This window comes from Pseudarthrobacter sp. CC4, assembly GCF_048957775.1.
Lineage (GTDB): Bacteria > Actinomycetota > Actinomycetes > Actinomycetales > Micrococcaceae > Arthrobacter.
Genome location: NZ_JARCCZ010000002.1, coordinates 224383 through 250509 on the forward strand (window position 1 = coordinate 224383; position 26127 = coordinate 250509).

Annotated in this window: 23 protein-coding genes; 12 read left to right on the forward strand and 11 right to left on the reverse strand. The window is 66.2% G+C overall.

Annotated elements, in window-relative coordinates; genetic code table 11:
- Positions 1–142: 142 nt before the first annotated feature.
- Positions 143–3793 (forward strand): TM0106 family RecB-like putative nuclease, encoded by a 3651-nt coding sequence (locus tag PV768_RS02250; protein WP_421092169.1) that lies wholly within the window; start codon positions 143–145, stop codon positions 3791–3793.
- A gap of 38 nt (positions 3794–3831) precedes the next feature.
- Here the strand turns inward: PV768_RS02250 and PV768_RS02255 are convergent, their stop codons facing one another.
- The 3 genes from PV768_RS02255 to PV768_RS02265 all read right to left on the reverse strand — a co-directional run bounded on the left by PV768_RS02255 (position 3832) and on the right by PV768_RS02265 (position 6569).
- On the reverse strand, positions 3832–4209 hold the full coding sequence (locus tag PV768_RS02255) for an acylphosphatase (RefSeq protein WP_421092170.1): 378 nt from the start codon (positions 4207–4209) through the stop codon (positions 3832–3834).
- 111 nt (positions 4210–4320) lie between these two features.
- Positions 4321–5250, reverse strand: a complete 930-nt coding sequence (locus tag PV768_RS02260) for a glycosidase (protein ID WP_321215465.1) — start codon at positions 5248–5250, stop codon at positions 4321–4323.
- Between the two features lie 254 nt (positions 5251–5504).
- On the reverse strand, positions 5505–6569 hold the full coding sequence (locus PV768_RS02265; RefSeq protein WP_321215464.1) for an adenosine deaminase: 1065 nt from the start codon (positions 6567–6569) through the stop codon (positions 5505–5507).
- Between the two features lie 48 nt (positions 6570–6617).
- Between PV768_RS02265 and PV768_RS02270 the strand changes: the two genes are divergently transcribed.
- Complete coding sequence (locus tag PV768_RS02270; protein ID WP_421092171.1) at positions 6618–9194, forward strand: ABC transporter; 2577 nt, start codon at positions 6618–6620, stop codon at positions 9192–9194.
- Between the two features lie 171 nt (positions 9195–9365).
- Positions 9366–10001, forward strand: a complete 636-nt coding sequence (locus tag PV768_RS02275; RefSeq protein ID WP_157238972.1) for a transglycosylase family protein — start codon at positions 9366–9368, stop codon at positions 9999–10001.
- Between the two features lie 183 nt (positions 10002–10184).
- Here the strand turns inward: PV768_RS02275 and PV768_RS02280 are convergent, their stop codons facing one another.
- On the reverse strand, positions 10185–10775 hold the full coding sequence (locus PV768_RS02280) for a hypothetical protein (RefSeq protein WP_157238973.1): 591 nt from the start codon (positions 10773–10775) through the stop codon (positions 10185–10187).
- A gap of 156 nt (positions 10776–10931) precedes the next feature.
- Between PV768_RS02280 and PV768_RS02285 the strand changes: the two genes are divergently transcribed.
- The 4 genes from PV768_RS02285 to PV768_RS02300 all read left to right on the forward strand — a co-directional run bounded on the left by PV768_RS02285 (position 10932) and on the right by PV768_RS02300 (position 13999).
- Entirely contained in the window at positions 10932–11852 is a 921-nt protein-coding gene (locus tag PV768_RS02285; protein ID WP_157238974.1) for an MSMEG_6728 family protein, read from the forward strand.
- Between the two features lie 3 nt (positions 11853–11855).
- Positions 11856–12716 (forward strand): SDR family oxidoreductase, encoded by an 861-nt coding sequence (locus PV768_RS02290; protein WP_321215461.1) that lies wholly within the window; start codon positions 11856–11858, stop codon positions 12714–12716.
- A gap of 71 nt (positions 12717–12787) precedes the next feature.
- Positions 12788–13183 carry a DUF1622 domain-containing protein gene (locus PV768_RS02295; RefSeq protein ID WP_321215460.1) on the forward strand — a complete coding sequence of 132 codons (396 nt, stop codon included), beginning with the start codon at positions 12788–12790 and terminating at the stop codon, positions 13181–13183.
- A gap of 108 nt (positions 13184–13291) precedes the next feature.
- Positions 13292–13999, forward strand: a complete 708-nt coding sequence (locus PV768_RS02300; protein ID WP_421092226.1) for a YqjF family protein — start codon at positions 13292–13294, stop codon at positions 13997–13999.
- Here the strand turns inward: PV768_RS02300 and PV768_RS02305 are convergent.
- Together PV768_RS02305 and PV768_RS02310 are read right to left on the reverse strand one after the other, a co-directional pair.
- Positions 13996–14316: a hypothetical protein gene (locus PV768_RS02305; protein WP_157238977.1), complete on the reverse strand. Its 321-nt coding sequence runs from the start codon at positions 14314–14316 to the stop codon at positions 13996–13998. The genes PV768_RS02300 and PV768_RS02305 overlap by 4 nt on opposite strands.
- A 115-nt stretch (positions 14317–14431) precedes the next feature.
- Positions 14432–16843, reverse strand: a complete 2412-nt coding sequence (locus PV768_RS02310) for a Tex family protein (protein WP_421092172.1) — start codon at positions 16841–16843, stop codon at positions 14432–14434.
- Positions 16844–16974: 131 nt separating this feature from the next.
- Here PV768_RS02310 and PV768_RS02315 point away from each other — a divergent pair, with 131 nt between their 5' ends.
- Positions 16975–17292, forward strand: coding sequence for a hypothetical protein (locus tag PV768_RS02315; protein ID WP_157238978.1), 318 nt, complete (start codon positions 16975–16977; stop codon positions 17290–17292).
- A 217-nt stretch (positions 17293–17509) separates the two neighbouring features.
- Here PV768_RS02315 and PV768_RS02320 read toward each other — a convergent pair whose 3' ends face one another.
- From PV768_RS02320 to PV768_RS02335, 4 genes are all read right to left on the reverse strand, one after another.
- A complete protein-coding gene (locus tag PV768_RS02320; protein WP_421092173.1) occupies positions 17510–18580 on the reverse strand; it encodes an alkene reductase in 1071 nt (356 codons plus the stop codon).
- Between the two features lie 121 nt (positions 18581–18701).
- Positions 18702–19214: a hypothetical protein gene (locus PV768_RS02325; protein WP_421092174.1), complete on the reverse strand. Its 513-nt coding sequence runs from the start codon at positions 19212–19214 to the stop codon at positions 18702–18704.
- 431 nt (positions 19215–19645) lie between these two features.
- On the reverse strand, positions 19646–20110 hold the full coding sequence (locus tag PV768_RS02330) for a DUF6318 family protein (RefSeq protein ID WP_421092175.1): 465 nt from the start codon (positions 20108–20110) through the stop codon (positions 19646–19648).
- Positions 20111–20492: 382 nt separating this feature from the next.
- Positions 20493–22220 carry a purine-cytosine permease family protein gene (locus PV768_RS02335; RefSeq protein WP_421092176.1) on the reverse strand — a complete coding sequence of 576 codons (1728 nt, stop codon included), beginning with the start codon at positions 22218–22220 and terminating at the stop codon, positions 20493–20495.
- A gap of 214 nt (positions 22221–22434) precedes the next feature.
- On the opposite strand from PV768_RS02335, the gene bioB reads away from it, so the two are divergent.
- The 4 genes from bioB to PV768_RS02355 all read left to right on the forward strand — a co-directional run bounded on the left by bioB (position 22435) and on the right by PV768_RS02355 (position 25329).
- Positions 22435–23451: a biotin synthase BioB gene (bioB, locus tag PV768_RS02340; RefSeq protein ID WP_421092177.1), complete on the forward strand. Its 1017-nt coding sequence runs from the start codon at positions 22435–22437 to the stop codon at positions 23449–23451.
- 313 nt (positions 23452–23764) lie between these two features.
- Positions 23765–24199 (forward strand): pyridoxamine 5'-phosphate oxidase family protein, encoded by a 435-nt coding sequence (locus tag PV768_RS02345; RefSeq protein WP_157238983.1) that lies wholly within the window; start codon positions 23765–23767, stop codon positions 24197–24199.
- A gap of 19 nt (positions 24200–24218) precedes the next feature.
- Entirely contained in the window at positions 24219–24647 is a 429-nt protein-coding gene (locus tag PV768_RS02350; protein WP_104996940.1) for a very short patch repair endonuclease, read from the forward strand.
- Between the two features lie 271 nt (positions 24648–24918).
- The gene (locus PV768_RS02355) at positions 24919–25329 is read left to right on the forward strand and encodes an Hpt domain-containing protein (RefSeq protein ID WP_421092178.1); all 411 of its coding nucleotides are present in this window, start codon (positions 24919–24921) and stop codon (positions 25327–25329) included.
- Here PV768_RS02355 and PV768_RS02360 read toward each other — a convergent pair.
- Positions 25302–26069, reverse strand: coding sequence for a response regulator transcription factor (locus PV768_RS02360; RefSeq protein ID WP_157238985.1), 768 nt, complete (start codon positions 26067–26069; stop codon positions 25302–25304). The genes PV768_RS02355 and PV768_RS02360 overlap by 28 nt on opposite strands.
- Positions 26070–26127: the final 58 nt, after the last annotated feature.

A 26127-nucleotide genomic window follows, 5' to 3' on the forward strand; every position in this document is an offset into this window, starting at 1 on the left:
TTGGGGGCTCAAAACGACACTTGGCGCTACCTAGTTCCGGGGCCCGGCTGTTTGTCGGTGCCTGTTGCTAGGTTTGATTCAGGGCCAGGGGAATCCTCCTCCGGCCCGCCGATGACGGCCCGGCTGTCGATGGGGAGGCTCCGTGTTCCTGCTTGAAGCTGCTGCGGCCGGCGCGCCGCCGGACCTGGTGTTTTCCGCCAGCGACCTTGTGGCCGCCAGCGAGTGTGAGTACCGCACGCTCCGGGTCCTGGACGAGAAACTGGGCCGCTCCCCCAAGGCGGTCTTTCCCGCAGACGAAATGCAGGTCCGCGCCGGCGAACTGGGCGACCGGCACGAGCAAACCGTCCTGGCCAGCCTGCTTGCCAAGTACGGCGAATGGGATGCCGGCCGGGGTGCGGGCGTGTACTCCCTTGATCGTGGCCGGAACGGCCGCGGGGAGCTGCAGGCCAAGCATGCCGAAACAGAGCTCGCCCTGCGGTCCGGGGCGGACGTGGTCTTCCAGGCCACGTTCTTTGACGGCGAGTTCCTGGGCTACGCGGACTTCCTGGTCAACGAAGCCGCGGGCACCGGAAACCCCGGGCGCTATGAGGTCTGGGACACCAAACTCGCCCGGCACGCCAAGGTGGGCGCGCTGCTGCAGCTTGCGGCGTACGGGGACCAGCTGCTGGGGATGGGCATTGAGCCCTCACCGGTGGTCACGCTGGTGCTGGGCACGCGCATAGGTGAGGACTGGCTCCGCAGCAGCCATTCGCTTCCGGACCTGCTGCCTGTTTTCCGCGAACGGCGGCGCCGTTTCCGCGAACTGGTTGCGCACCACAGGGAGGCTGACGCCACGGTGCAGTGGCAGCAGCCGGGAATCGTCCACTGCGGCCGGTGCGATTACTGCGCCGAGCAGGTGCATCTGCACCGGGACCTGCTGATGGTGGCAGGGATGTCGGTGGTGCAGCGAAAGAAACTGCACGCCGCCGGCATCACCACTATCGACGAACTTGCGGCGATGCCTGCCGGGGACGCCCGGAATTCCTTGGCCCGGCTCCGGTCGCAGGCCCGAATGCAGCTGGGGCTGGACGCCGTCGCGGGCTCCCGGACGTTCACCAAGGACGGCAAGCCGCACACAGTCGCGTTCACTGTCCTGCCCGGGAACACCATCGGGTCACTGCCGCCTCCCAGCCCCGGGGACATCTTCTTCGACTTCGAGGGAGACCCCCTCTGGCAGGATCCCGCCACCGGAGCCTGGGGCATCGAATACCTGTTCGGAGTGGTCGAGGCACCGGCTCCAGGCCACCACGGCGACCCGGTGTTCCGCCCGTTCTGGGCGCACTCCAGGTCCGGGGAGCGCCGCGCCTTCCTGGATTTCCTTGGCTACGTGGAGGAACGCCGGGCACGGTATCCGGACATGCACGTCTACCACTACGCACCGTACGAAAAGACGGCACTCCGCAACCTCTCGCTGGCGCACCAGGCCGGAGAGGAGACAGTGGACAACTGGCTCCGGGAAGGGCTGCTGGTGGATCTTTACGCCACTGTCCGGCATTCGCTGCGCATTTCCGAGCCCTCCTACTCCATCAAGAAACTGGAGCCGCTCTATATGGGCAACAACCTGCGCTCGGGGGACGTGAAGGACGCGGGGGCCTCGGTGGTGGCCTACGCCGCCTATTGCGCGGCCCGCGATGCCGGGAACATGGCGGAAGCGGACAAGGTCCTGGCGTCCATCTCGGACTACAACCGTTACGACTGCCTGTCCACGCTCCGGCTCCGGGACTGGCTGCGCGAGGTGGGGGCGCAGGCCGCTGCGGCCCCAGCATCCCCGGAACGCCAGGGCGCAGCCGAAGGGCAGGGCGCAGCCGAAGGGCAGGGCGCAGCCGAACGACGGCCAGCGCCGGAACAGCGGCCTGTCCCCGAGGAAAGTCCGGCGGAGGCCCGGCTGCGCGAGTACTTGGCAGATCTTCCGGACAACCGCCCCTGGACCGACGACGAACGCGCCATCGCGATGGTGGCCGCCGCCACCGGCTACCACCGCCGCGAGCGCAAACAGTTCTGGTGGCAGCACTTCGACCGCGTGGAAGCACCGCTTGAGAACTGGGCGGACCAACGGAACGTGTTCGTGGTGTCCTCGGCCGAGGTCACCTCCGACTGGGCGCTGGCCAAGCCCCGGGAGCGCATGCGGACGCGGGTACTCCGGCTCCGGGGCACCATGACCGAGGGGTCCGATTTCCGCGCAGACTCCACCTGGTGCCGGCTCTACGACGCACCGCCGCCGGAGGGCATGGCCGCCCCGGACGCTGCTCCCGGAGCACGCGCCTACGCCTTCGGGACGAGGATCAGCGAGCTTGCTCCGGCGCCTGACGACCCGGAGCACACCATCGTCACCATCGCCGAGCGCGAGTCGGGGAAGGTTGCCGCCTACCCGCACCTGCCCGTGGCCCTCACCGAGGACCAGCCGCTGGCCACCGCGAGCATCGAAGCTGCGATCGCGGAGATCGCCGCCACCGTCGGAGCGTCCGTTCCTTCGCTCCCGGCGCAACCCGGGCTGGACATCCTGCGCAAGCAGCCCCCGCGGTTCAGCACCCTGGCCGGGCCCGTGGACGTGCCCCACAACACCGATGGCACCGCGGACTATGCTGCGGCCATCACGGCGTCCCTCCGGGACCTTGACCGTTCCTACCTTGCCGTGCAGGGGCCGCCGGGCACGGGAAAGACGTACGTCGGGGCCCACGTCATCGGCCGGCTGGTAAAAGAAGGCTGGAAGATCGGCGTAGTGGGCCAGTCGCACAACGTGGTGGAGAACCTGCTCTGCTGCGCCATTGCCGCCGGCGGCGTTGACCCGGCGGCGGTAGCCAAGAAGCTGGCGTCCCCGCACGATGTTCCCTGGAAGTCCGGCAGGGACGGCGACGTCGCCCGACTGCTCGCGTCCTCCGGCGGCTGCCTGGTGGGCGGAACCGCGTGGACCATGACCGGCAAGGAAGTCCCCGCCGGTTCCCTGGATCTGCTGGTGATCGATGAAGCCGGGCAGTTCTCGCTGGCCAACACCCTTGCCGTTTCCCGGGCCGCCAAGCGGCTGCTCCTGCTCGGCGATCCGCAGCAGCTGCCACAGGTCACCCAGGGCGCGCACCCGGAGCCCGTGGACGAGTCCGCCCTGGGCTGGCTGGCCGCGGGACACGCCACCCTGCCTGCCAGCCTTGGCTACTTCCTGGCCGACAGCTGGCGGATGCACCCGGAACTGTGCCGCGCAGTTTCCGGGCTCAGCTACGAAGGAAGGCTGCAGTCCGCCCCGGCAGCATCGCAGCGGAAACTCGAGGAGCTGCCACCCGGCGTCGAAACCGTGTTCGTGGAGCATACCGGCAACGCCACAGCGTCCAGGGAAGAGGCGGCGGAGGTGGTCCGCCAGGCACGGCGGCACCTTGGGCTGAAATGGACGCCGGGGGCGCAGGGCGAGGCACGGCCCCTCGACCAGCAGGACCTGCTGGTGGTGGCCGCCTACAACGCCCAGGTCCACCTGGTCCGGAAAACCCTGGAGGAAGCCGGGCTGCCGGATGTCCGGGTGGGGACCGTGGACAAGTTCCAGGGCCAGGAAGCGCCCGTTGTACTCGTATCCATGGCCTGCTCCGCCGTGGCCGAGGCGCCGCGGGGAGCTGAGTTCCTGCTTAACAGGAACCGGATCAATGTGGCCGTGTCACGCGGGCAATGGCGGGCCGTGATCATCCGCTCCCCCGAGCTCACCAGCTACATGCCGCACAAGCCCGCAGCGCTGGAAGAGCTGGGCGCCTTCATCGGCCTCAGCCCGCGGGATTGAGCCGATTGAGCAAGGAATTGAGCACGGAGCTGGAGGGCTCAGCGCGCCCGGAAGCTGCGGAAGTTACCCTCAGCCGCGGAGATGGAGTCCTCCACGCGCTCCACACGCCCGGGGGTGCGTTCGGAATTCAGCCAGGTCCGGAGCTCGTTGATTTTCCACTGGGGTCCCTCGGCAACCAGGCCGACCGAGCCGTCGGCAAGGTTCTTCACCTCGCCGGTGAGGCCAAGCTCTTCCGCTTTGCCCATGGTCCGGTAGCGGAAGCCCACCCCCTGGACCACCCCAAAAACCCGGGCCGTCAGCCGCACCGAACCCGCCTCGGATGACGCGGCTCCGTCGAATGACGCGACTGTGTCGGATGAGGCGGCTCCCTCAGAAGGATCGGGCACCCCGGATGACGGACCTGCGTGCCGTGCCATGGTGCCTCCCCTCCGTCAGTGCCGTCCCCTCCCAACTAGGTAGCAGTAAGTGTCGTTTTGAGCGTCCAAAACGACACTTGGCGCTACCTAGTTGGGAGGGCGGCACGGGAGTTAGTTGATGGTGATGTCGCGCGTGCTGTGGTTGTAGCGGATGGTGACCGGACCGCCGGCGTGGTGCAGCTCGTGGTTGGGGCCGTCGAACACGCCGAACGCGCCGTAGTTCTCATCCCAGGACCGGTTGAGGGCGATCTTGAAGGTGTAGAAGCCGGCGGGCAGTTCGGTGCTCTTCTTCCAGAGCTGGTCCAGGAAGTCGAACTCCATCTGGGCTTCGTCGTACTGCGGTGCCCAGTTCTCCGGAGCACCCAGGATGGTGTTGAAGTCGCCGGCTACAGCCACCGCTTCGGGCTGCGGGTGCGTCTCAACATCCGCGTCCTCGAACGGCTCCGCTGCCACGGGTGCAGCGGTTTCAGTTGCCTTGGCCGGCGCCTTGCGGGTGCGCACGGCCTTGACCACGGGCTCGACGGCGTCCTCGAGCACCTTGGCTGCCTTGCCCACGGCGGCGGCGGCCTTCTTTGCCGGGGTCTTCTTGGCGGGAGCCTTCTTGGCGTCGGCGGCCACGGCTGCCGGGGCTGCCGTTTCGGGGACCGCGGTGGTCCTGCGCACGAAGCCCTCGGGAGCAGTGGGAACCTGGACATCGGCCGGCACTGGAGTGCCGGCGTCGAGCGCGGTGGCAAAGGACACGGCGTCCGGGAAGGCAACCGTTGCGCGCATGCCTTCGTCAGTGATGGTCCAGCCGGAGCGGCCCTTGACCAGCCAGCCGGCCTTGACCAGCTTTGCGGTGGCCGAGGTGAGCGTCTTGTGGCCGCGGGGAATCCCGCCGCTGAGCAGTTCGGCCTCGTGCTCGTTGAACGGCACGCGTGCCGTAGCCTCCGCGAGGACTTGCCCCGCGTTCAGTGCATCGCCTGACCACACGCCTTCGGTCAGGACATCCAGCACGGTCTTGAGGCGAAGGAAGGTGTTTTCTGCGGTGGACTTGGCCATGGTTCCCCTTTATAAAAGCGATCGGTCATAGGCATCTTGCCAATTGCCGGTTAAATCGCGCGACTTGAAATGGTTAACAATGCGTGTCGTGACCGACTATTAAGCGGACATCCCAACAAATGAGGCTGAGGTCTCGGGAAACGGGCTGACTGCACAACCCTTGAGCGCTGACATGGGTGCGACATTGCACTTCCCAGACACGCCTGCGGCACCTATATTAGCCGGATTAGCCAGCGGCTGTTGCCTGGGACACGTTAGGCGCCCGCCACTTCGCCGCTGTTCAGTTCCTCCAGCAGTTCCGCCTTCCGTTCCTCGGAGGCGAAGGACGAATGGATCGAGTTCGCTGCCAGCCGGGCCTTGTCGAAGTCGGACAGCTCAAACACCGCCCCCAACTGGGCGAAGTTGTCGTCCACGTAGCCGCCAAAGTACGCGGGATCGTCCGAGTTGACGGACACGTTCAGGCCGGCCGCGAGCATTGCGGGCAGCGGGTGCTCGGCAAGGGTGTCCACGGCCCGGAGCCGGACGTTGGACAGCGGGCAGACGGTGAGCGGAATCCGCGCATCCACCAGGCGCTCCACCAGGTCCGGATCCTCCATGCAGCGGATGCCGTGGTCAATGCGTTCCACGCCCAGGATGTCCAGGGCTTCGATGATGTACGACGGCGGCCCCTCCTCGCCGGCGTGCGCCGTCAGCCGCAGGCCTGCCTCGCGTGCCTTGTCATAGAGCCGCTCGAATTTCGACGGCGGATTGCCCACCTCGGCGGAATCCAGGCCGACGGCGGCAATGGGTGCGTTCATGGCCAGCAGGCTGTCCAGCACTTCCAGTGCCGAGTCCTCGGACAGATCGCGCAGGAACGCAGCGATCAGCAGGGTGGAAATCCCGAAGTCCTCCTGCGACGTTGCCAGTACGGAAGCCACACCGTTGACGCAGGTCTGCAGGGAAATCCCGCGCGAGAGGTGGGCCTGCGGGTCCATCATGATTTCGGCGTGCCGGACTCCGGCAGCAGCAGCCCGCTCCAGGTAGGCCCGGGTCATGTCGGCGAAGTCCTGTTCGGTCTGCAGCACCGCCATGTTCGCGTAGTACAGGTCCAGGAAGGACTGCAGGTCCGTGAACTCGTACCTTTCCCGGAGTTCGTCCAGGCTTGCGTACGGCAGGGCGATGCCGTTTCTCTCTGCGAGCGCGAAGATCAGCTCGGGCTGGAGGGTTCCCTCGATGTGAAGGTGCAGCTCGGCCACCGGAAGGATCCTGGCGGGGACTTCAAGCTCTGCTGCGTCCAGTTCTGTTTCGGGCACGGCAGTGCCACCGGCAAAGTTATCCATCGGGTCAGGATAATGCCCAGCGCCGGAATCACCACTAGAGTCGAACCAATGCAGAACGCTAAGCACGCTGATGACCTGCAGTACCCGGCTCCCTCCCCTTCCGCTGACGGTTTTGTCCGGGTCCGGGGAGCCCGGGAAAACAATCTCCGGAACGTTGACGTGGACGTCCCACGCGACGCGATCGTGGCGTTCACCGGCGTCTCAGGCTCCGGCAAGTCCTCGCTGGCGTTCGGCACCATCTACGCCGAGGCCCAGCGGCGCTACTTCGAGTCCGTCGCCCCGTACGCCCGCCGCCTGATCCAGCAGGGGCACAACCCCAAGGTGGAGCTGATCAGCGGCCTGCCGCCCGCCGTCGCCCTGCAACAGCGCCGCGGCGCGCCCAGCAGCCGGTCCACGGTGGGAACCGTCACCACGCTCTCCAACTCCCTGCGCATGCTGTTCTCCCGGGCGGGCACGTACCCGGCAGGTTCCACCCAGCTGGACTCGGATGCCTTCTCCCCCAACACGGCCGCCGGCGCCTGCCGGGAATGCCACGGCCTGGGCGTCGCGCACACCGTCACCGAGTCCTCGCTGGTCCCGGACCCGTCACTCAGCATCCGCGACGGCGCCATCGCCGCCTGGCCCGGCGCCTGGCAGGGGAAAAACCTCCGGGACATCCTCACCCACCTGGGCTACGACGTCGACATCCCCTGGCGCAAGCTGCCCAGGAAACACCGCGACTGGATCCTCTTCACCGAGGAACAGCCCGTGGTGGAGGTGACTCCGCAGCGCGACCGGGTGGCCAAACCGTACAAGGGGCGGTTCTGGAGCGCCAGGAGCTACGTCCTCCATACGCTGGCCGACTCGCAGAGCGCCTCCATGCGCGACCGCGTGCTGGCCTACATGGAGTCCGGGCCGTGCCCCCGCTGTTCCGGGACGGGGCTGGTGCCGGAGGCCCTGGCCGTCACGTTTGCGGGCAGGACCATCGCGGAACTGAACGGGCTCCCCATGGTGGAGCTGGCCGAGGTTGTCCGTCCCACCGCTGGACTGGACGACGCCGGCACGGCCTCCCGCAGGCAGCTTTCCGGAGAGTCGAACGAGGTGGCGGTGGCCATCACCCGGGACCTGCTGCAGCGGATCACGGTCCTGCTGGACCTCGGGCTCGGCTACCTGGCGCTCGGCCGGGCCACCCCCACCCTGTCGCCGGGCGAGATGCAGCGGCTCAGGATCGCCACACAGCTGCGGTCGGGCCTGTTCGGTGTGATCTACGTGCTGGATGAGCCCTCCGCCGGGCTTCATCCGGCCGACGCGGAGCCGCTGCTGGAAGTGCTGGAGCAGCTGAAATCGTCCGGCAACTCGGTATTCGTGGTGGAACACAACATGGACGTGGTCCGCAGGGCCGACTGGCTGGTGGACGTGGGCCCGCGGGCCGGCGAAGGCGGCGGCGAAGTGCTGTACAGCGGACCGGTTGACGGCCTCGCCGCAATCGAGGCGTCAGTGACCAGGCCGTTCCTGTTCGACGACGGCGGCTCCGTCCCGCACGGCGGTTCCAGTTCCGGCGGGGCCAGGGAGCCGGAGGAATGGCTGGAGCTGAAGAACATCACCCGGCACAACCTGCGCGGGCTGGATGCCGAGTTCCCGCTGGGCGTGCTGACGGCAGTCACCGGGGTGTCCGGCTCCGGCAAGTCCACTCTTGTGGGCAAAGTCCTGGGCGAGGCTGTCGGCTCCGGGCTTAGGGCCCCGGTGGAGCAGGACGGGGCCGCGGAGCCCCTGGAGCTGGGAAGCGTCCTGGGCGGCCACCGCATTGACCGCCTGGTGACTGTGGACCAGAAGCCCATCGGCCGGACCCCGCGTTCCAACCTGGCCACCTACACCGGGCTTTTCGACGCCGTCCGCAAGGAATTCGCCGCCACGGAGCAGGCCAAGGCCCGCGGCTTCGGCGCCGGGAGGTTCTCCTTCAACGTGGCTGGCGGGCGCTGCGAAACCTGCCAGGGCGAGGGGTTCGTCGCCGTCGAACTGCTCTTCCTGCCCGGCAGTTACGGCCCGTGCCCGGAGTGCGCGGGGTCCCGCTACAACCCCGAAACGCTTGAGGTGCTGTACCAAGGCCTGAACGTCGCCGAGGTTCTGGCCATGACGGTGGACGCCGCCTCCGATTTCCTGGCCGGCATCCCTGCTGCCGCGAGGAGCCTCAAAAGCCTGAGGGACGTGGGCCTCGGCTATTTGCGGCTGGGGCAGCCGGCCACCGAGCTCTCCGGCGGCGAGGCGCAGCGCATCAAGCTCGCTACCGAACTGCAACGGGCACAGCGCGGCCACAGCCTCTACCTCCTCGATGAACCGACCACCGGACTGCATCCTGCCGACGTGCAGCTGCTGATGACCCAGCTCCACGGCCTGGTGGATGCCGGAAACTCGGTGGTGGTGGTCGAGCACGACATGGCAGTGGTGGCGGGGGCAGACTGGGTGATCGACCTTGGACCGTCAGGAGGGGACAAGGGCGGGCAGATCATGGCGGCCGGGACGCCTGCCGCCGTGGCGCGTTCCACCCGCAGCCGCACCGCTTCCTACCTGGCCGCCGCGCTCGGTCAGGCAACCACCAGCCAACACCCAGGAAAATCTCGATTTGATAACGCCCCGGTGATGTCCTAGCGTGAAAAGCATGCCCGCTGCTGGCGGGCCAAGGAATGCCCGGTGCTGCCTCCACCACAACTGCCCAGCAGGCAGACACCGAAAGTGACCTCTATTCGTCAGGGGCGGGCAGTGGCGCGATGATCTCCGGGGACGGAACCAGCGCAGGTGGCCTTCAGGAGCATCACCATCATGAAAAACACCAAATTCCGTACTGCCGCACGCCGCGGGGCCACTGTAGCCGCCATCTCCGCGGCAGGCCTGGCGCTCTCGGCGACGGCGGCCAACGCCACCACCAGCACCTCCACCTGGGACGCCTTGGCGCAGTGTGAGAGCGGCGGCAACTGGGCCACCAACACCGGAAACGGCTACTCCGGCGGCCTGCAGTTCAGCCCCACCACCTGGGCTGCCTACGGAGGCACCGGTTCAGCCGCGGACGCGAGCCGCGAGCAGCAGATCGCCGTAGCCGAGCAGGTCCAGGCCTCGCAGGGCTGGGGCGCCTGGCCGTCCTGCGCCGCACAGCTGGGCCTGAGCGGCGGCGCCACCGGGGCAGTCCAGGCAACGCCTGTCCAGAGCGCTCCGGTCCAGGCCGCGCAAACCGCTCCGGTCCAAAGCGCGCCCGTGGCCCAGGCGCCGGTGGCAAAGCATGCCACAACAGTGGCCCTCAGCGGCGAGACCTACACGCTGCAGGCCGGCGACACCCTGAGCATCGTGGCCCAGAAGCTTGGCGTCGAGGGCGGCTGGCAGCACCTTGCCGACGCCAACACGGACACCATTTCTGATCCCAACCTCGTATTCGAGGGGCAGGTCCTCCAGCTCCCCGCGTAGTGGCTGCATGGGCTCTGCGGCTTGTCGCCGCGGGGCCAGTCACGGCGAGGCGCCAGCCCCCAGGGGCACCCCAGACAGGTCGGCGATAGACAAATTCCGTTGACCACAAAACGACGCCGGCACGCCCCCATAAGGGACGTGCCGGCGTCGTTCTTTAATTCTTACAGGCACCGCCTGGGCAGGTCAGCTGGCGGCCGGCAGCTCCCGTACGATCCGTACCTTCCAGGCGGAGTCGTCGCTGGTGTCCAGCAGGGCGACGGTGCCGTGGGCCAGGTTGAGGGCGACGCGCTTTGCGGCGAGCAGTTCCAGGTAGAGGTGCTCGTTCATGCGCGCAGGGGTGTCGATCATGTATTTCACGGCGTCGCGCACCTTGCGGTAGTTGGCGCTGCGTTCGCGGTGCATGTGCAGCTCCAGGGCGGAGCGCTGCTTGAGCCGCGGCTCGTGGCGGTTCAGCCACGAAACAGCCGCGTGTACGGCCACCACGAGGGTGAGCGACACGGCGTAGATCCACCAGCCGCTGGAGAGCAGGAACAGCGGCAGGTTCCCGATGGCTACAATCGCGATCACCACGCGGAGGGCGGCAATCCGGCGCATGGTCCGGGCGACCGCAGCCATGCCGTCGCGGAAGCGGTGCTGCTCTTTGCGCGCTGCGGCAGGATCGATGGTGAACTCGTCGAGGACCAGGATGCCCTTTGCTTCCGGACTTAGCATCTGACCGTAGCGGGGCACGAAGGCTGGAGTGGTTCCGGTGGTTTTTTCAACTGTTGATGTCATGAGTGAGCTTCCAAAACGCTGGGGTGGTTGCGGTGATCTTAGTGCCTGGAGACCCCCGGCGTATGCATGCGTCCACGATGTGAACATCCAGGACCTCCCCATGTGGCCCGTGGCACTGCAATTGGCACATCCGCCAGGTGCCGTCAGACTGAAGAGATGCAAACCTTCCTTCCGTACCCCGATTTCCGGCAGAGCGCCGCCGCCCTGGACACCGCCAGGCTGGGCAAGCAGCGCGTCGAGGCGCTGCAGACGCTTCGATCCCTGGTGCTTCCGGGATACGGCTGGCAGACCCACCCGGCCATCCGGATGTGGATGGGCTACGTGCCGGCCCTCACCATGTACGGCCTGGCAATGGTGGATGAGTGGACCAAGCGCGGCCACCCCGACAACACCCGGGCGAACATCACCGAGTTCGCACCGCAGGCCGCCCACCCGGACTATGCGGCGAAGATTCCGATGCCGCCGTGGCTTGGGGATGCTGACTTCCACCTCAGCCACCGCTCCAAGCTGGTGCGCAAGGAACCGAAGTTCTACAGCTCAGTGTTCGCCGATGCCATCCCCGAGATGGACTACATCTGGCCGGAGCCCAAGCATGAGTTCCTGCCGCAGGAGCCCGAGGGCGACATTCTGTGGATCCTCCGTTCACCGCACCACGACGTCGACCCCCAGACGCTGAACACGGTGGCGCTTCCGCCGGTGAGCCGGAGCTCCGCGGCCGCAGCGGCGGCGGTTCTTGGCGACGATGACTACTCCCCTGTCTTCCTGGACGACGGATCCCGCCGTCCTTCCCGGCAGCCCCGGAAGGCGCCGCCCAGGCAGCTGGTCAAGAAGCCAACCCGCAAGCGCCTCGCACAGGAGGAAGCGTTCTCGACGTTGCCGGGCAAAACCCCGGTGGCCGTTCCGTTCGAGCACGGCGCGAAGTTCGCGGTCGGACAGGTGGTGGGCCGGCCCATCACGCTGGAGGACGGCCGGTTCGGCAGGAATTTCACCGTTACTGAAATCATTGACCGCACCGCCTTTGCCTACCCGGCCCTTCTCCAGGACCCGCGCGTGTTCTTCCCGGTTGAGGCGCCGTAAAGAATGACCATCCTTTTAGCCGGCTGCGGTGACCTGGGGACCGAAGCCGGGCTGCGGTTCCACGCCCTTGGCCACCGCGTTGTGGGCTGGCGCCGTTCCCCCGCCAAACTGCCGGCCGCCATCGAAGGTGTTGCGGCGGACCTGAGCGCACCCGGCCTGCCGCGCGTCCCGGCGGACACCACCGCCGTCGTCATAGCGGTAGCTGCCGACTCGCCAACAGAAGAGGCCTACCGGGCCGCCTATGTGGACGGTCTCACCCATGTGCTTGATGCCCTGGAACGCGACGGCGTGAGGCCGCAGCGGGTGCTCTTCGTTTCCTCCACGGCGGTTTACGGCGATGCCGGGGGCGGCTGGGTGGATGAAAATACGTCTCCCCGCCCCGGCGGGTTTTCCGGCCGCGTCCTGCTGGAAGCGGAGCAGCTGCTGCAGGCAGCATTCAGCGAAACGGCTACCACGGCGACGTCCCTCCGGCTGGGCGGCATTTACGGACCTGGCCGCACCCGCCTGATCGACCAAGTCCGGGGCGGCACCGCCGTGGTTCCGGAAGATAGCAGGTACACCAACCGCATCCATCGCGACGACGCTGCTGCCGCCATCGTCCACCTGGCCACCGTGCCTCCAGAACCGGCCCCAGTCTACGTCGGCGTGGACAACGACCCCGCCGATCTGGGGACGGTGCTGCGCTTCCTCGCCGCGGAGCTGGGGCTTGCGGAGCCGCCAGTGGGTGATGCCGGGCCCGCACGAGGCGGCAACAAGCGCTGCCGCAACGACCTGCTGCGCAGCACGGGGTTCGAATTCGCGTTCCCCTCTTTCCGGGAGGGCTACCGGGACATCCTCGCCGGCAACGGGGTACGCCACCCATAGATTGCGGCCGCACACCGGCGCCAGCGCTTAGGCTGGCAGCTTGGCCTCGGGCGCATAGGAAGGCATACACCATGGATTTTCGGCACATCATTGAAACGGTCGGCGAATTTGTCGATTTTGCGGGGGTGGCCGTGATGGTGGTCGGGGCGCTCATCTCCATCCCCCTCGCGCTTCGCGGCCACCAGCCCCGCAGACTGCCCGCCGGCGCCGAAAAGCTGACTCTGTACCGCTCTTACCGGCAGCTGCTGGGCAGGTCCATCCTCCTGGGCCTTGAACTGCTGGTGGCCGCCGACATCATCCGCACGGTCGCCGTCACCCCAACCTTCGAAAGTGTCGGCGTTCTCGCCGTCATCGTTCTGATCCGGACGTTCCTCAGTTTCTCGCTGGAGCTGGAAATCACCGGGCGCTGGCCGTGGCAGAAGGAGTCCCGGGAGGCCCGCTATCCTGCGGGCGCCGCCGCCGAATAAGCGCCAGCGTGAACGGCCGGCAGCCTCCGGTAGGCTTCGCACGTGGACACCCATCCAACCGCCGCCGGCCTCTGGCCCACCCCGCCTGAGCTTCCACTGCCCCGCATCATGGACCAGCGGTGGGCCGACGCCATCTTCCTTCACTGGCGCCTCCCGGAAAGCGTAGCTGCCCGATTCATGCCCCCTGGAGTGCAGCCGGACGTCTTCGACGGCAGTTCGTGGGTGGGGCTTATCGGTTTCCGCATGAAGAACGCCGGATTTGGACGCGGCCCACGGATCCCGTATCTGGGCAGCTTCAATGAAGTCAATGTGCGCCTCTACTCGCGGGAACCCGACGGAACCCGGGGCGTGGTCTTCCTGAGCTTGGACGCGGACCGGCTGCCAGTGGTTTTGGCGGCCCGGGCAGCGGGAATTCCCTACGTGTGGTCGCGGATCCGGTATTCGCAGGCGGAGCCGGACTCGCCGGGCAATGACGCCCCCGGCTTTTCTGTCAGGCGCTTCGGGCAAGGGGCACGGAGCAGTTTCGCCGTCGTACCCCAGCCCGGGGCCGCCGTCGACGACCCGTTATCGGTCTTTCTGACGGCAAGGTTTGGCATGCACGGCGTATTCGGGGGACGGAGCATCTACATTCCCAACACCCACGAGCCATGGCCGCTGTGCTCTGCCACGCTGCACCATGTGAAGGATGAACTGATTGCTTCAGCGGGTATCAGGGTGAGCGGGCCGCCTGAATCTGTCCTGTTTTCGCCTGGCGTGCGGACCCAGTTCGGACGGCCAAGGCTGGTGGGGCGCCCCGGCCAGCCTGCGGGCACTTAGGCGTCCTGCCAGCCCCGGCCTTCGCTGAACGTGGCAACGAGCGTTCCAACTCCGGCCTGCAGGGAATTGGACGGGTCAAAGTAGAGGGAACCTTCAGAAGCCCGGCTGTGCAGGATCAGCTGCTCAGCCTCAAGCTTCGCTTCGGGAACGGTGGCAGCGACGATGCCGGTCCTGGCCGGGAGTTCCGGGGCGTGCACCACCTCCGCATCGGTCTCCGACAACGGAATAGTGGTCCCGGGGTTGATCTCATCATAGGGAAACTCAAACTCGGCTTCGTCGGGCGCGGCGGGAATCGTGTACTCCAGGAAATAAGTCATGAAGCAACCTTTGCAGAAACCCCCTGCCGCCGAAAGTCGGCCGAGGCCGAGCCGCTCCGGACGTGTCTTCCCACGTCAACCGACCGCTGCCCTCGCCTGACCGTCAGGGAAGCGGCTACTTGTCCAGGCCGGCCTTCCGCAACGCCTCAGCCATGGCCGTGTTGACAGGGGCTTCCTTCCTAACAGGCGCCGGGGCCGCGGACGAGCGGGCCGGCGATGGCATATTCCGTGCGGGATTTCCGCCCTTCTCCCTGCCGCGTCCCTGGGTTCGTGAACTGTTGCCGGCGCGCCCCGAGCCCGCCCCTCCAACGGAGGGTTCGTCGTCGAGCCTCAGGGTCAGCGAAATCCGCTTCCGGTCAGGATCCGCCTCCAGCACCTTCACCCGCACCACCTGGCCGGACTTAACCACTTCCCGCGGATCGGAAACAAAGCGGTTGGCCATCGCCGAGACGTGGACCAGGCCATCCTGGTGGACGCCCACATCCACGAACGCGCCGAACGCAGCAACATTGGTCACCGTTCCTTCCAGCACCATTCCGGGCTTGAGGTCTGAGATCTTCTCGATTCCCTCGGAGAATGTCGCGGCCGCAAACGCGGGACGCGGGTCCCGGCCGGGCTTGTCCAGCTCGGACAGAATGTCCTGCACCGTGGGCAGGCCGAACGTATCGTCCACGAAGTCGCGCGGGTCCAGGGAGGAGGCCGGCGCGGAACCGGCGGCAGCCCGGATCTTACGCGCCACCGCGTAGGACTCCGGATGCACACTGGATGCGTCCAGCGGCTCCGCTCCCCCGGTGATCCGGAGGAAGCCGGCGCACTGCTCGAACGCCTTGGCACCGAGCCGCGGCACCTTTTTCAGGTCCGTGCGCTTGGCGAAGGGGCCGTGCTCGTTCCGGTAGGCCACAATGTTTTCGCTCAGCAAGGGCCCGACGCCGGCCACGCGGCTGAGCAGCGCGGGCGAGGCGGTGTTGACGTCCACGCCGACGGCGTTCACGCAGTCCTCCACCACGGCGTCCAGGCTGCGGTCCAGTTTCGAGGCCGTCACGTCATGCTGGTACTGGCCCACACCGATGGACTTCGGGTCGATTTTCACCAGCTCGGCGAGCGGGTCCTGGAGACGGCGGGCAATGGAGACCGCTCCGCGAAGGGACACGTCCATCCCCGGCAGTTCAGCAGCGGCCAGGGCCGAGGCCGAATAGACGGACGCACCCGCTTCGGACACCACCAGCTTCTGCGGCTTCCGGTCCACTTCCGGCAGCCGCTTGATCAGCTCGGCCGCGAGTTTGTCCGTTTCCCGCGACGCCGTGCCGTTGCCAATGGCGATGAGTTCGACGGCGTGCTGCCGCGCCAGCCGCACCAGGGTTGCCAATGCTTCGTCCCACTTCCGGGCGGGCGCATGCGGGTAGACGGTGTCGGTGGCCACCACCTTGCCGGTGCCGTCCACCACAGCCACTTTGACGCCGGTGCGCAGTCCCGGGTCCAGCCCGAGCGTGGCCCGGTTCCCCGCCGGGGCGGCCAGCAGCACGTCGCGCAGGTTGGCAGCGAAGACCCGGACGGCCTCATCCTCGGCGGCAGCGAACATTTTGCCGCGGAGATCCGCGGTCAGCCGGGACAGCACCCGGGACCGCCACGCCACCTGCGCAGTCTGGACCAGCCACGCGTCGGCGGGACGGCCACGGTCGGTGACCCCGAGGCACCTGGCCACCGCGGCCTCGTACCGCGAGCGCGCGGCGGCCAGGCCGTCGTCGTCCGCTGGATCTGCCTCGGCAAGGTCCAGCTCAAGGACGCCGTCCTTCTCGCCGCGGAGCAATGCAAGGACGCGGTGGGAAGGCATCCCGGCGGGCGCCTGGGCGAACTCGAAGTAGTCGGCGAACTTCTGGCCCTCGACTTCCTTCCCCTTCTTCACGCGGGACACCATGCGGCCCTGCGTCCACAGCCGCTCGCGCAGGGTGGCCGCGAGGTCAGGGTCCTGGGCCACCCTCTCAACAAGGATCGCGCCTGCCCCGGCGAGGGCCGCAGCCGCGTCGGCGATGGCGTGCTCGGAGTTGAGGTACTTGGCGGCCTCGCGTTTCGGGTCCAGGTCCGGCCGCTTGAGCAGGGCATCCGCCAGGGGCTCCAGGCCGGCTTCCCGCGCAATCTGTGCCTTCGTCCGCCGCTTGGACTTGAACGGCAGGTAAATGTCTTCCAGCCGGGACTTCGTGTCCGCGGCGAGTATGGCCTTCGCCAGCTCGGGAGTCAGCTGGCCCTGCGCTTCGATCGCGTCGAGCACCGAACGACGGCGGTCGGCAAGTTCGCGGAGGTAGCGGAGCCGTTCGTCGAGCTCGCGGAGCTGGGTATCGTCGAGCGTCCCCGTGGCCTCCTTGCGGTAGCGGGCGATGAACGGCACTGTGGATCCGCCGTCGAGCAGTTCAACAGCAGCCTTCACCTGCCAGGCCTTGACACCCAGCTCTGCGGCTATCTGCGAGTAGATGGCATCGTCCGGTTTCGTGGACGGGGAGGGAGCGGACGGGGCCTGCGGCAGTTGAGTCACCAGAACATCTTGCCTTACGGGCTTGCCCGGCTCCACTGCCGATTCAGCAGCAGGCTTACCGGCACGGCCCGCAAAGGTATTCCGCTACCGCCCGCAAAGTGCTGTAGTGGAGGTGCCGTCACAAGCGCCCAATGCTCGAGGAAGAGGCCACCATGCGGGAACTGCTTATCGTCTTTCAGGAGGGGTTCGAGGAGGCCAACATCACCGTGACGGTCAACGGCAAACAAGCACGGCGGGACCTCGGTGTGTCCACCAACCCGATTCTGGGCATTGCCAACGAGGTGTCCGTGGAGCTGCCGGCGAAGGGCGCGCAGGTGGGCGTGGAGGTGACCAACCGGGGGCTTAAGGCGATCACAAAGGTCACCGGCAAGCCTAAAAGCGTGCTGGTTTCGATCGAGGACGGCCGGCTGGTGATGAGGGAAGGAACCGGCCGGGAGGCCGTGCTCTAGCGGCATGCGCTTGCCGAAAATCAGGCCTAGCAAAAGTCCATTCGATGGAGTAGCATCTGATCACCGCCGGCATCCCTGAGGGCCCGGCGGGCCAAATTAACAGTGTGATCCGGAGGCCGTCGGATGGCCTTCGGCGCCAGCTGCCGGGACAGCACACCGCGCAGCCAGCAACGGCGGCACCCAAAGCCGGGTGCCGCCGTCGTCGTTAAGCCTTGTTCTAGTTCTGGTAGGCGGGGTAGTCCGTGTATCCCTGAGCACCGTCGGCGTAGAACGTGGACGGGTCCGGCTCGTTCAGCGGGAGGCTTTCCTTCCAGCGGCGGGCAAGGTCCGGGTTGGCGATGGCGGGGCGGCCCACCACCACGGCGTCGGCGAGACCGTCTGCCACCAGGGACGCGGCCTCATCCCGGGTGGTGATCACGCCGAATCCGGTGTTCACCAGGAAGGTCCCGCCGAAGCGGGCACGGAGATCCTGGACCAGTTCCCCGGACGGCTCGTGGTGCAGGATGCTCAGGTATGCAAGGTTGAGCGGTGCGATGCTGTCCACGAGCACCTCATACGTGGCACGAACGTCGGCGGCATCAGTTTCAGCGATGCCCTGCACGTTGTGCTCGGGGGAGATGCGGATGCCCACGCGGTTGGCGCCAACGGCGGCCACCACGGCGTTCACGGTTTCGATGACGAACCGGGCACGGTTCTCGGGCGAGCCGCCGTAGCTGTCGTCGCGAACATTGGAGTTGGGCGCCAGGAATTCGTGCAGCAGGTAGCCGTTGGCCGAGTGCAGTTCGATTCCGTCGAAGCCGGCCTCGATGGCGTTGAGCGACGCGTTCACGAACTCCTGGATCACCATGGGCAGCTCATCCGTGGTGAGCGCATGCGGCACCGGGTAGGGCTGCTTGCCAAGGGGCGTGCGGACTTCGCCTTCGATAGCGACGGCACTGGGAGCCACCAGCGCGAGCCCGCCGGTGATGTCCGGGTGCGAGACGCGGCCGCCGTGCATGATCTGTGCGAACATGCGGCCTCCTTCGGCGTGAACGGCGTCGGTGACCTTCTTCCAGCCGGCAACCTGTTCTTCGGTGACGATGCCCGGCTGGCCGGCGTAGGATCGGCCGGCGGGCGTGGGGAACGTTCCTTCGCTGACGATGAGGCCAAGGGACGCGCGCTGGCGGTAATGCTCGACGACGAGCGGGCCGGGGACGCCTTCCTCACCTGCGCGGAGCCGCGTCAGGGGCGCCATGACCAGCCGGTTGGGGAGTTCAAGTTCGCCGAGGGTGAGAGGGGAAAACAGCATGCGCAGTTCCTTTCGAAGGCTGAAGACGTACTGTCCTTGCCAACCGGGAACCACCTGCGGCTATTCCGGTTGCGATGGGAATCACAGCAGGTTCGCGGGCAACGCTTGCCTTGCTGACCCCCTACCGCGGCGCGCCCGGGCAGCCCTGGCCCTGGGGATTGGCGTTGCAGTCGTCGGCGTAGTTTCGGGTGAGCGAGCGCCACACGCTGATGGTCTGGGCAGGAGCGTTGAACTGGCCCTGGCCGGGAATCGGCAGGGGCGGCCCGGCGTTGACCGAGTACGTTCCCTGGAAGGTGGTGGTCAGCACTACCTGGAAGTCCCCCGTGGCTCCGTAGGCGTGGCTCGTCCGGGTCTTCTCACCCCAGCGGTCCTGCGGCAATGGTCCGCCCATTGACGGCTGGGGACCGAACACGGTGCCGTCCCCGTAGTTCCATGTGTACTGGACCGGGGTGGCGACAATGTGCACCTGCTGCCCGAACATGGTGACGTCAAATTGCTGTTCAGCTGCCTCCGCGTAGAAGTTGGTTTCGGCACCCCTCAGCGTGTGGGGACTCGGTTGGGCCACCACGGTCCCGGCGTTGACCGGAAGGCTTTGGAACTGCCGTTGGATGTCCGCAGCGATCCTGGGCAGCAAGTCCTCGGGTCTGGCGTCGAATAGGCACGTAGGGCCGGAGTGATGAGCCCAAACAGCGCCGGGTACACCTCGGGGCCGGGAGAGCCAGGTGACGGGAATGCCTTCCTTACCCCCGGGACCGTTTTTGCACTCAAGCTGCCTCGCGAGACAGGGCGTGTCGAAGTCTCCCCCACCGAGGTGGCATTGGAGTTCGTACTTGTACTCGTTGGGGTCCGTGTTGACACTGCCGGGTTCAGCACGACGAAATTCGCCAGTATCAGGATCAGTTATCCAAGTATCCGCCCCCATTTGAAGCCCAGTGTCTACAAAGCCTCCACCGATCCGTGGCTTTGGATCCGACCCGTCTTCCGCGTGGGCAGTCAACAAAGACGTCGTCAGAAGCAACACACAGCAGGCGAGAATTGTGAGGATCTTGCCTATGTAACCCATGGCTAACGGATCAACCCTAGGTCGTTGACCACCCATCCTTCATCGGCGTACTTCATTACTGCGACGCTTCCCGCATTCGTTGCGGGGGTCTTTTCTTGATATGGGCTCCCGTCTTGGTTGTGGATGACCAGTTCCTTCTGTAGTACTTGAAGGACCACCTGCGTAGAGCCGTCAGTGGCAGGCTTCGCGGTTGCCACCGGAATTTCTATTTGACCGCCAGAAATCCACTTGTTTTCAGCCCAAGCAGCGTCGATGTCATCCACGAGGCCCTGGCAGAATGCGCACTCAGGTTTAGAAAACTTGGATAACGCGCGAGTGTCACCCGTCTCATATGCGTAGCCCAGAATTGAGAACCAATACTTCGCAAACGCCTCAGCGCCCTCCTTCGTCTCCGTCTTTGCCACCTCGGGCAGCACGGGGACGGGGACGTTTTGGGCCGGCCCGGATGCATCAGCCGGCTTGTACACGGCGGTGGGGGTCGGGGCCGGGGTGGCCGAAGGGCTGGACGTCGGCGAGCCCGTCGGCGCGGAGGACAACGCGCCGGGGTCTGCGGGGGCGCCACCCGCGCAGCCGGCGAGTGTCAGCCCCGCTGCAACGATGAACGCGGCGGCACTGGACCGGGCTCGCCAGGACGTAGGGACGTTCGGTGATGTCATGGGCCGCTAATCCCCCAGTAGTTTCAAGACGGCTTGCTCCGGACAATGACTTAAGGGTAGCCCAGGTCACAATTCAGCGATCAAACTTATCCACAGCTGCCCCGCCACGAGTTTTACCACCACCAACGGCCCGGGGAAAAGTCATAAAGAAAGCCGGCACATAGGTACCGGCTTTCCCTATTGCAGCGAATAGCTACTTCTTTGGCGGCAGCACCAGCTCCCCTGTCTTGTCCGTGGACAACGCGAGCGAAGAAACATACTGCGGGCCGCCGTCGGCAGCGTCTTTCGCGGAACGGACCATGTCAGGGCGCTCGAACTCGATGCCGGTCACGTGGCACAGGAGCCTGGCGTCGCTCGGGTTCCCGTCGGCGTCGAACATCGGCAGGTCGATGCCGTCGTCGGTGCGGCGCAGGTAGTACCGTCCGCGGGTGGCCAGCGCCAGCACCGGCGGAAGGACCAGGGCAAGGCCTACCGCAAAGATCGGCGAAAACGGCTGGATCGCGGCGCCAAAGGCACCAAAGAACACCGCAATCGAAATTCCGGCGGAGGCGAGCATCGACACAAAGCCCACCGGATTCACGGCGTACAGCATGCCCCGCCGGAATTCGGGGACCTTGGGGGAAATCTTCAGCAGGTACTTGTTGATCGCGATGTCGGACGCCACCGTGACCACCCAGGCCATGGCGCAGTTGGCGTAAAAGCCCAGGATGGTGTTGAGGAAGTCGAACATGTTGGCTTCCATCAGGACCAGGGCAATGGCCAAGTTGACCACCACGAACACCATGCGGCCGGGGTACGTCTTGGTAATGCGGGTGAAGCTGTTGGTCCACGCCAGGGAGCCCGAATACGCGTTGGTGACATTGATCTTGATCTGGGAGATGACCACCAGCACCACGGCGAGCGTCATGGCCAGCCAGGCCGGCATCATCTCCCGGTAGACGCCCAGGAACTGGTGCACCGGCTCGTTGGCAGTCGCAGAGGCTGCGGGATCCAGCGTGGCGATGAGGTAGATGGCAATGAACAGGCCAACAATCTGCTTGACCGCCCCGAAAATCACCCAGCCCGGCCCCGCCAGGATCACGGCGCGCCACCACGCCCCCTTGTTTGCTTCAGTGCGCGGCGGCATGAATCGCAGGTAGTCGATCTGCTCGGCAATCTGCGCCATCAGGGACAGGCAGACGCCGGCAGCCAGCATGACGGACGCAAGGTTCGGACCGCCGTCGCCCGATTCCCCTGTGTAGGCGAAGAAGGTGTTGATGCTCTCCGGGTGCGAGACCAGCAGGTACCCCACCGGCACCACCATGAGGAGCAGCCACAGCGGGGTGGTCCACACCTGCAGCTTGGCCAGGGTGTTCATCCCGTAGATCACCAACGGAATAATGATCACGGTGGATGCCGCGTACCCCAGCCACTGGGGAATCCCCAGTCCCACCTCCAGGCCCTGGGCCATGATGGAGCCTTCGAGGGCGAAGAAGATGAAGGTGAACGTCGCGAAGATGACGTTGGTGACCACAGACCCGTAATAGCCGAAGCCCGAACCGCGGGTAATGAGGTCCAGGTCGATGTTGTAGCGTGCCGCGTAATAGGCCAGCGGGAAGCCCGTGGCGAAGATGATCACGGCGGCCACCAGGATGCCGAAAATGGCGTTGACGGTGCCGTACGCGATGCCGATGTTCGCGCCGATGGAGAAATCCGCCAGGTAGGCAATGCCGCCCAGCGCACTGGTGGCCACCACGCCGGCACTCCACTTCCGGTAGGAGCGCGGCGCGAACCGGAGCGTGTAGTCCTCGAGGCTTTCCTTGGTGGCGTTCAGCGCCGCAGCGTTGGCCGCCGGGCTGGCTGCCGGAGCGCTTCCGACGACGGCGGCGCCGGGCTGTGCCGGCGGTTCCAGCAGTTGCGTTGTTTCTTTGTCGTTGCTCATGATGTGCTTCGCTTTCGTTGCTAAAGGGCCTGATGCGACGCTATCCAGCAAGATCGACAGGCCGGTCACCGGATTGTTTCGGCAGCGTTAAGCATTTGACCGTGCCTGTTAACAACCTTGGCCGCCCCGCATTGTTGCCGTGCCACAAAAACGTGGAGCAGCCACCGAATTACCGTCGTCTAGGAGGCCCCGCCCAAAACAAAGGACTGCAATGATGACTCACCCATTCCACGTGGAATACCCCATCCTCGAGACCGCCCGGCGGCAGGTCCTGGAGGGCGGAACCGGCCTCTCGGAAGCGCAGCTGGTGGAGGTTCTTCGGCTTCCCGACCACGCAGTCCCGGCCGCACTGGAGCTTGCCCACCAGGTCCGTCTCCGGCACTGCGGAGAGGCGGTGGAGGTGGAAGGCATCATCTCGATCAAGACCGGCGGCTGCCCGGAGGACTGCCACTTCTGCAGCCAGTCCGGACTCTTCGACAGCCCGGTCCGCGGCGTCTGGCTGGACATCCCTGAGCTGGTCAAAGCGGCCAAGGAAACCGCGGCCACCGGGGCCACCGAGTTCTGCATCGTGGCAGCTGTCCGGGGGCCGGACATCAAGCTCATGAACCAGATCAAGTTCGCCATCGACCGCATCAACGAGGAAGTGGACATCAACATCGCCTGCTCCCTCGGCATGCTCACCCAGCGCCAGGTGGACCAGCTGGCCGGCTGGGGCGTGCACCGCTACAACCACAACCTTGAAACAGCACGCAGCTACTTCCCCCAGGTGGTCACCACCCACAGCTACGAGGAGCGGCTGGAGACGTGCGCCATGGTCAAGGACGCCGGAATGGAGCTGTGCTGCGGAGCGCTGATCGGCATGGGCGAAACACTTGAGCAGCGGGCCGAGCTGGCGGCCCAGCTGGCCGCGTTGGAGCCGCATGAGGTCCCCCTGAACTTCCTTAATCCCAGGCCCGGAACCCCTTTGGAAAACCAGCAGATCATGGACGGCAAGGACGCCCTCCGGGCCATCGCCGCTTTCCGCCTGGCCATGCCCCGCACGGTCCTGCGGTACGCCGGCGGCCGCGAGCTGACCCTCGGCGACCTGGGCACCCGCGAGGGACTCCTGGGCGGTATCAACGCGGTCATCGTCGGCAACTACCTGACCACCCTGGGCCGCCCCGCAGCCGCCGACCTCAACCTCCTGGTGGACCTCAACATGCCCATCAAGGAACTCCAGAAGACCCTATGAGCACCCGGAACGATCCTGCCGCCGCGAAGTTCTGCGCCCTCTGCGGCGGGCCCCGCAGGAAGGCAATGTCCGACGGCGGCGGCACCCCGCCGTCGGACGCCCGCCCGGGCCGCGCCCTCCACCAGGTGTGTGCCGCGCGGCTGCAGCTGGAACCGCCACGCTACTGCCCGGAGTGCGGGCGCCGCCTGAAAGTTCAGGTCTCGCCCCTTGCCTGGCGGGCAACCTGCTCCCGGCACGGAACGGCCACCTCATCACAAGGAGTAAATTCATCAAACCTCTGGAATATTTCTACATAACGTAGAAGAATGGCTGCATGATGTTTGAACATGCAGATGGACAACCCGTGCTGGAACTCGACGACGAGCAGTCCTGGCGGCTGTTGGAGGGAACCAAGCACGGACGGCTCGTGGTATCGGTTGCCGGTGAACCGGACATCTTCCCGGTCAACTACGTCACCTCCGCCCGGAAGCTTTACCTGAGGACGGCGCCGGGCAACAAACTTGCCCAGCTCACCATTAACTCCTCTGTCCTCTTCGAAACGGACGGCATCCTCTCCGAGGAGGCATGGTCCGTGGTGCTGCGCGGAAAGGCACGCGTGCTGAGCAACTCCGCGGAACTGGCGGCGGTGGAGGAACTGGGCCTGAAAACCTGGGTTCCCACGCTGAAGGACTTCTACGTGGAAATTGAACCCACGTCCGTCAGCGGCCGCCACTTCCAGTTCGGCGAACAGCCCGAACGGGAAATCTAGGAGCTCCTGGACTCAAAGCATGGCGGACAAGCTCACCCCTGAGCAACGCAGCTGGAACATGTCCCGGATCCGGGGCAAGAACACCAAGCCCGAGCTGCTGGTGCGCAGGCTCCTCCATGCCAAGGGCTACCGGTACCGGCTGCACGGCAGGTCCGGGAGCACCCGCCTGCCCGGAAACCCGGACCTGGTCTTCGCCGGCCGCCGCAAAGTCATCTTCATCAACGGCTGTTTCTGGCACTTCCATGAATGCCGGGCCGGTCAGCATGCGCCGAAGGCCAACGCGGAATTCTGGGCCGCCAAACGCACCAGGACCCGCGACCGGGATGCCAGCCAGCGCCGCCTGCTCGAGGAGGCCGGCTGGGACGTCCTAACGGTGTGGGAGTGCGAGCTCAAAGACAGTTCGGCCCTCGAGGCGGAGCTGGTGCAGTTCCTGGAAACCCGCCGCTGACCCCTCACCAGGCACCGTTGCCAGCGCCCTCCGCGCTTAGCTCCGACGCGCCAGCAGGGCAGCCCTGAAGCCGGTCCGGCCGGGCCGGAAAGGTAGGACATCAGGTCCGTGTTCCAGGCCGCTTCGGAACAACTGCAGTCCCATCAAGAAACGCACAATTCTCTTCGGGAAAACCTGCCCCGCCAAGGCAACAGACCTAACCTGATGTGACATCCGAGCCCCACTTAGACGCCACCTCCAGGAATGGACCGCACCCGCCGAAAGGACCGCCATGAGCGCCGCCGATGATGCCCCCCGGCCCTTGGTGGACCAGTCCGTTCTCGACCGGCTCCGCGAAGAACTCGAAGAGGATGAGGGATACTGCAGGGTCTTTGTGGGGAACTTTATCGAGTTCCTGCCGCAACGCATTGGGCGGCTCCGCCTTGCCCTGACCACCGGCGACCTGGAAGGTTCAGTGGACGCGGTCCTAAGCCTGAAGACCGCCAGCCAGATGGTGGGTGCGGAGCGGCTGGCCTGCCTGGCCATGGAACTGGAGGGCGAAATCCGTACCGAGGCCGGCAAGGCTGACGTGGCCGTCCTCCTGCCCCGGCTGGCCGTCGCCTTCCTGCGGCCGATCAACCATTGCAGCCGGCAGACGACGCACCGCCTTCAGGCTCAGTGCGCTTCCGGCGCGAGCCGGTAGCCAACTCCCCGGACGGTTTGCAGCCACCGCGGTTTCTGGGGCGAGTCGCCCAGCTTCTTCCGCAGGTTCCCCATGTGCACCTCGACGGACCGTTCGTCGGCCTCGCTGATGTAACTGCCGACGTCGTAATCCTCGTCCCGCAGCCGCCGCACCAGGTCCGATTTGGTCCGCACGGTCCGCCCCGCTTCCAGGAGCGCGTGCAGGAGTTCGAATTCCGTGCGGGTCAGGTTCATTTCCTTGCCGTCAACAACCACGGTCCGGGACGAGTAGCTGAGCTCCAGCCCGTTGTGGCTGAAGTTGCCGCGCTCGGGATGGGCTCCCGCATCGGCCGGGTTGTCCCCGGCCAGCGCGTCGGCAGGGTCCGGGACGGAACGGGGACGGCGCATCATCGCTGCGATGCGTGCACGCAGCTCCCTCGGCCGGAACGGTTTGGTGAGGTAATCGTCGGCCCCGGACTCCAGTCCGATCAGGGTGTCCAGTTCCTCGGTGCGGGCCGTGAGCATCACGATGTAGGCATCGGAGAATTCACGGATCTGCCGGGAAACCTCGAAGCCGTCGATGTCAGGCAACCCAAGGTCCAGGGTGATGACGTCCGGGCTGAGGTTCTTGGCGATCAGGACGCCTTCTGCCCCGCTGCTGGCAACGCTCACCTCGAAACCGGCTTGTGACAGCACCGTGCGTACCAGTTCCCGGATGTCGTGGTCATCCTCGATGACCAGTCCCACTCGTGCATCACTCATAGCGCCCCCTCAGCAGCCGACGTCAGAAGTATAGCTGGCTGCCGATATCCTGCTGGTA

Bases quoted from the DNA above. Each gene is read 5' to 3' on its own strand.
- PV768_RS02280 (WP_157238973.1), bottom strand. From the start codon at position 10,775: ATGACATCAACAGTTGAAAAAACCACCGGAACCACTCCAGCCTTCGTG.
- PV768_RS02300 (WP_421092226.1), top strand. From the start codon at position 13,292: ATGGACCAGCGGTGGGCCGACGCCATCTTCCTTCACTGGCGCCTCCCG.
- PV768_RS02305 (WP_157238977.1), bottom strand. From the start codon at position 14,316: ATGACTTATTTCCTGGAGTACACGATTCCCGCCGCGCCCGACGAAGCC.
- PV768_RS02270 (WP_421092171.1), top strand. From the start codon at position 6,618: ATGCAGAACGCTAAGCACGCTGATGACCTGCAGTACCCGGCTCCCTCC.
- PV768_RS02315 (WP_157238978.1), top strand. From the start codon at position 16,975: ATGCTCGAGGAAGAGGCCACCATGCGGGAACTGCTTATCGTCTTTCAG.
- PV768_RS02260 (WP_321215465.1), bottom strand. From the start codon at position 5,250: ATGGCCAAGTCCACCGCAGAAAACACCTTCCTTCGCCTCAAGACCGTG.
- PV768_RS02335 (WP_421092176.1), bottom strand. From the start codon at position 22,220: ATGAGCAACGACAAAGAAACAACGCAACTGCTGGAACCGCCGGCACAG.
- bioB (WP_421092177.1), top strand. From the start codon at position 22,435: ATGACTCACCCATTCCACGTGGAATACCCCATCCTCGAGACCGCCCGG.
- PV768_RS02285 (WP_157238974.1), top strand. From the start codon at position 10,932: ATGCAAACCTTCCTTCCGTACCCCGATTTCCGGCAGAGCGCCGCCGCC.
- PV768_RS02355 (WP_421092178.1), top strand. From the start codon at position 24,919: ATGAGCGCCGCCGATGATGCCCCCCGGCCCTTGGTGGACCAGTCCGTT.
- PV768_RS02290 (WP_321215461.1), top strand. From the start codon at position 11,856: ATGACCATCCTTTTAGCCGGCTGCGGTGACCTGGGGACCGAAGCCGGG.
- PV768_RS02265 (WP_321215464.1), bottom strand. From the start codon at position 6,569: ATGGATAACTTTGCCGGTGGCACTGCCGTGCCCGAAACAGAACTGGAC.
- PV768_RS02360 (WP_157238985.1), bottom strand. From the start codon at position 26,069: ATGAGTGATGCACGAGTGGGACTGGTCATCGAGGATGACCACGACATC.
- PV768_RS02320 (WP_421092173.1), bottom strand. From the start codon at position 18,580: ATGCTGTTTTCCCCTCTCACCCTCGGCGAACTTGAACTCCCCAACCGG.
- PV768_RS02345 (WP_157238983.1), top strand. From the start codon at position 23,765: ATGATGTTTGAACATGCAGATGGACAACCCGTGCTGGAACTCGACGAC.
- PV768_RS02255 (WP_421092170.1), bottom strand. From the start codon at position 4,209: ATGGCACGGCACGCAGGTCCGTCATCCGGGGTGCCCGATCCTTCTGAG.
- PV768_RS02275 (WP_157238972.1), top strand. From the start codon at position 9,366: ATGAAAAACACCAAATTCCGTACTGCCGCACGCCGCGGGGCCACTGTA.
- PV768_RS02350 (WP_104996940.1), top strand. From the start codon at position 24,219: ATGGCGGACAAGCTCACCCCTGAGCAACGCAGCTGGAACATGTCCCGG.
- PV768_RS02295 (WP_321215460.1), top strand. From the start codon at position 12,788: ATGGATTTTCGGCACATCATTGAAACGGTCGGCGAATTTGTCGATTTT.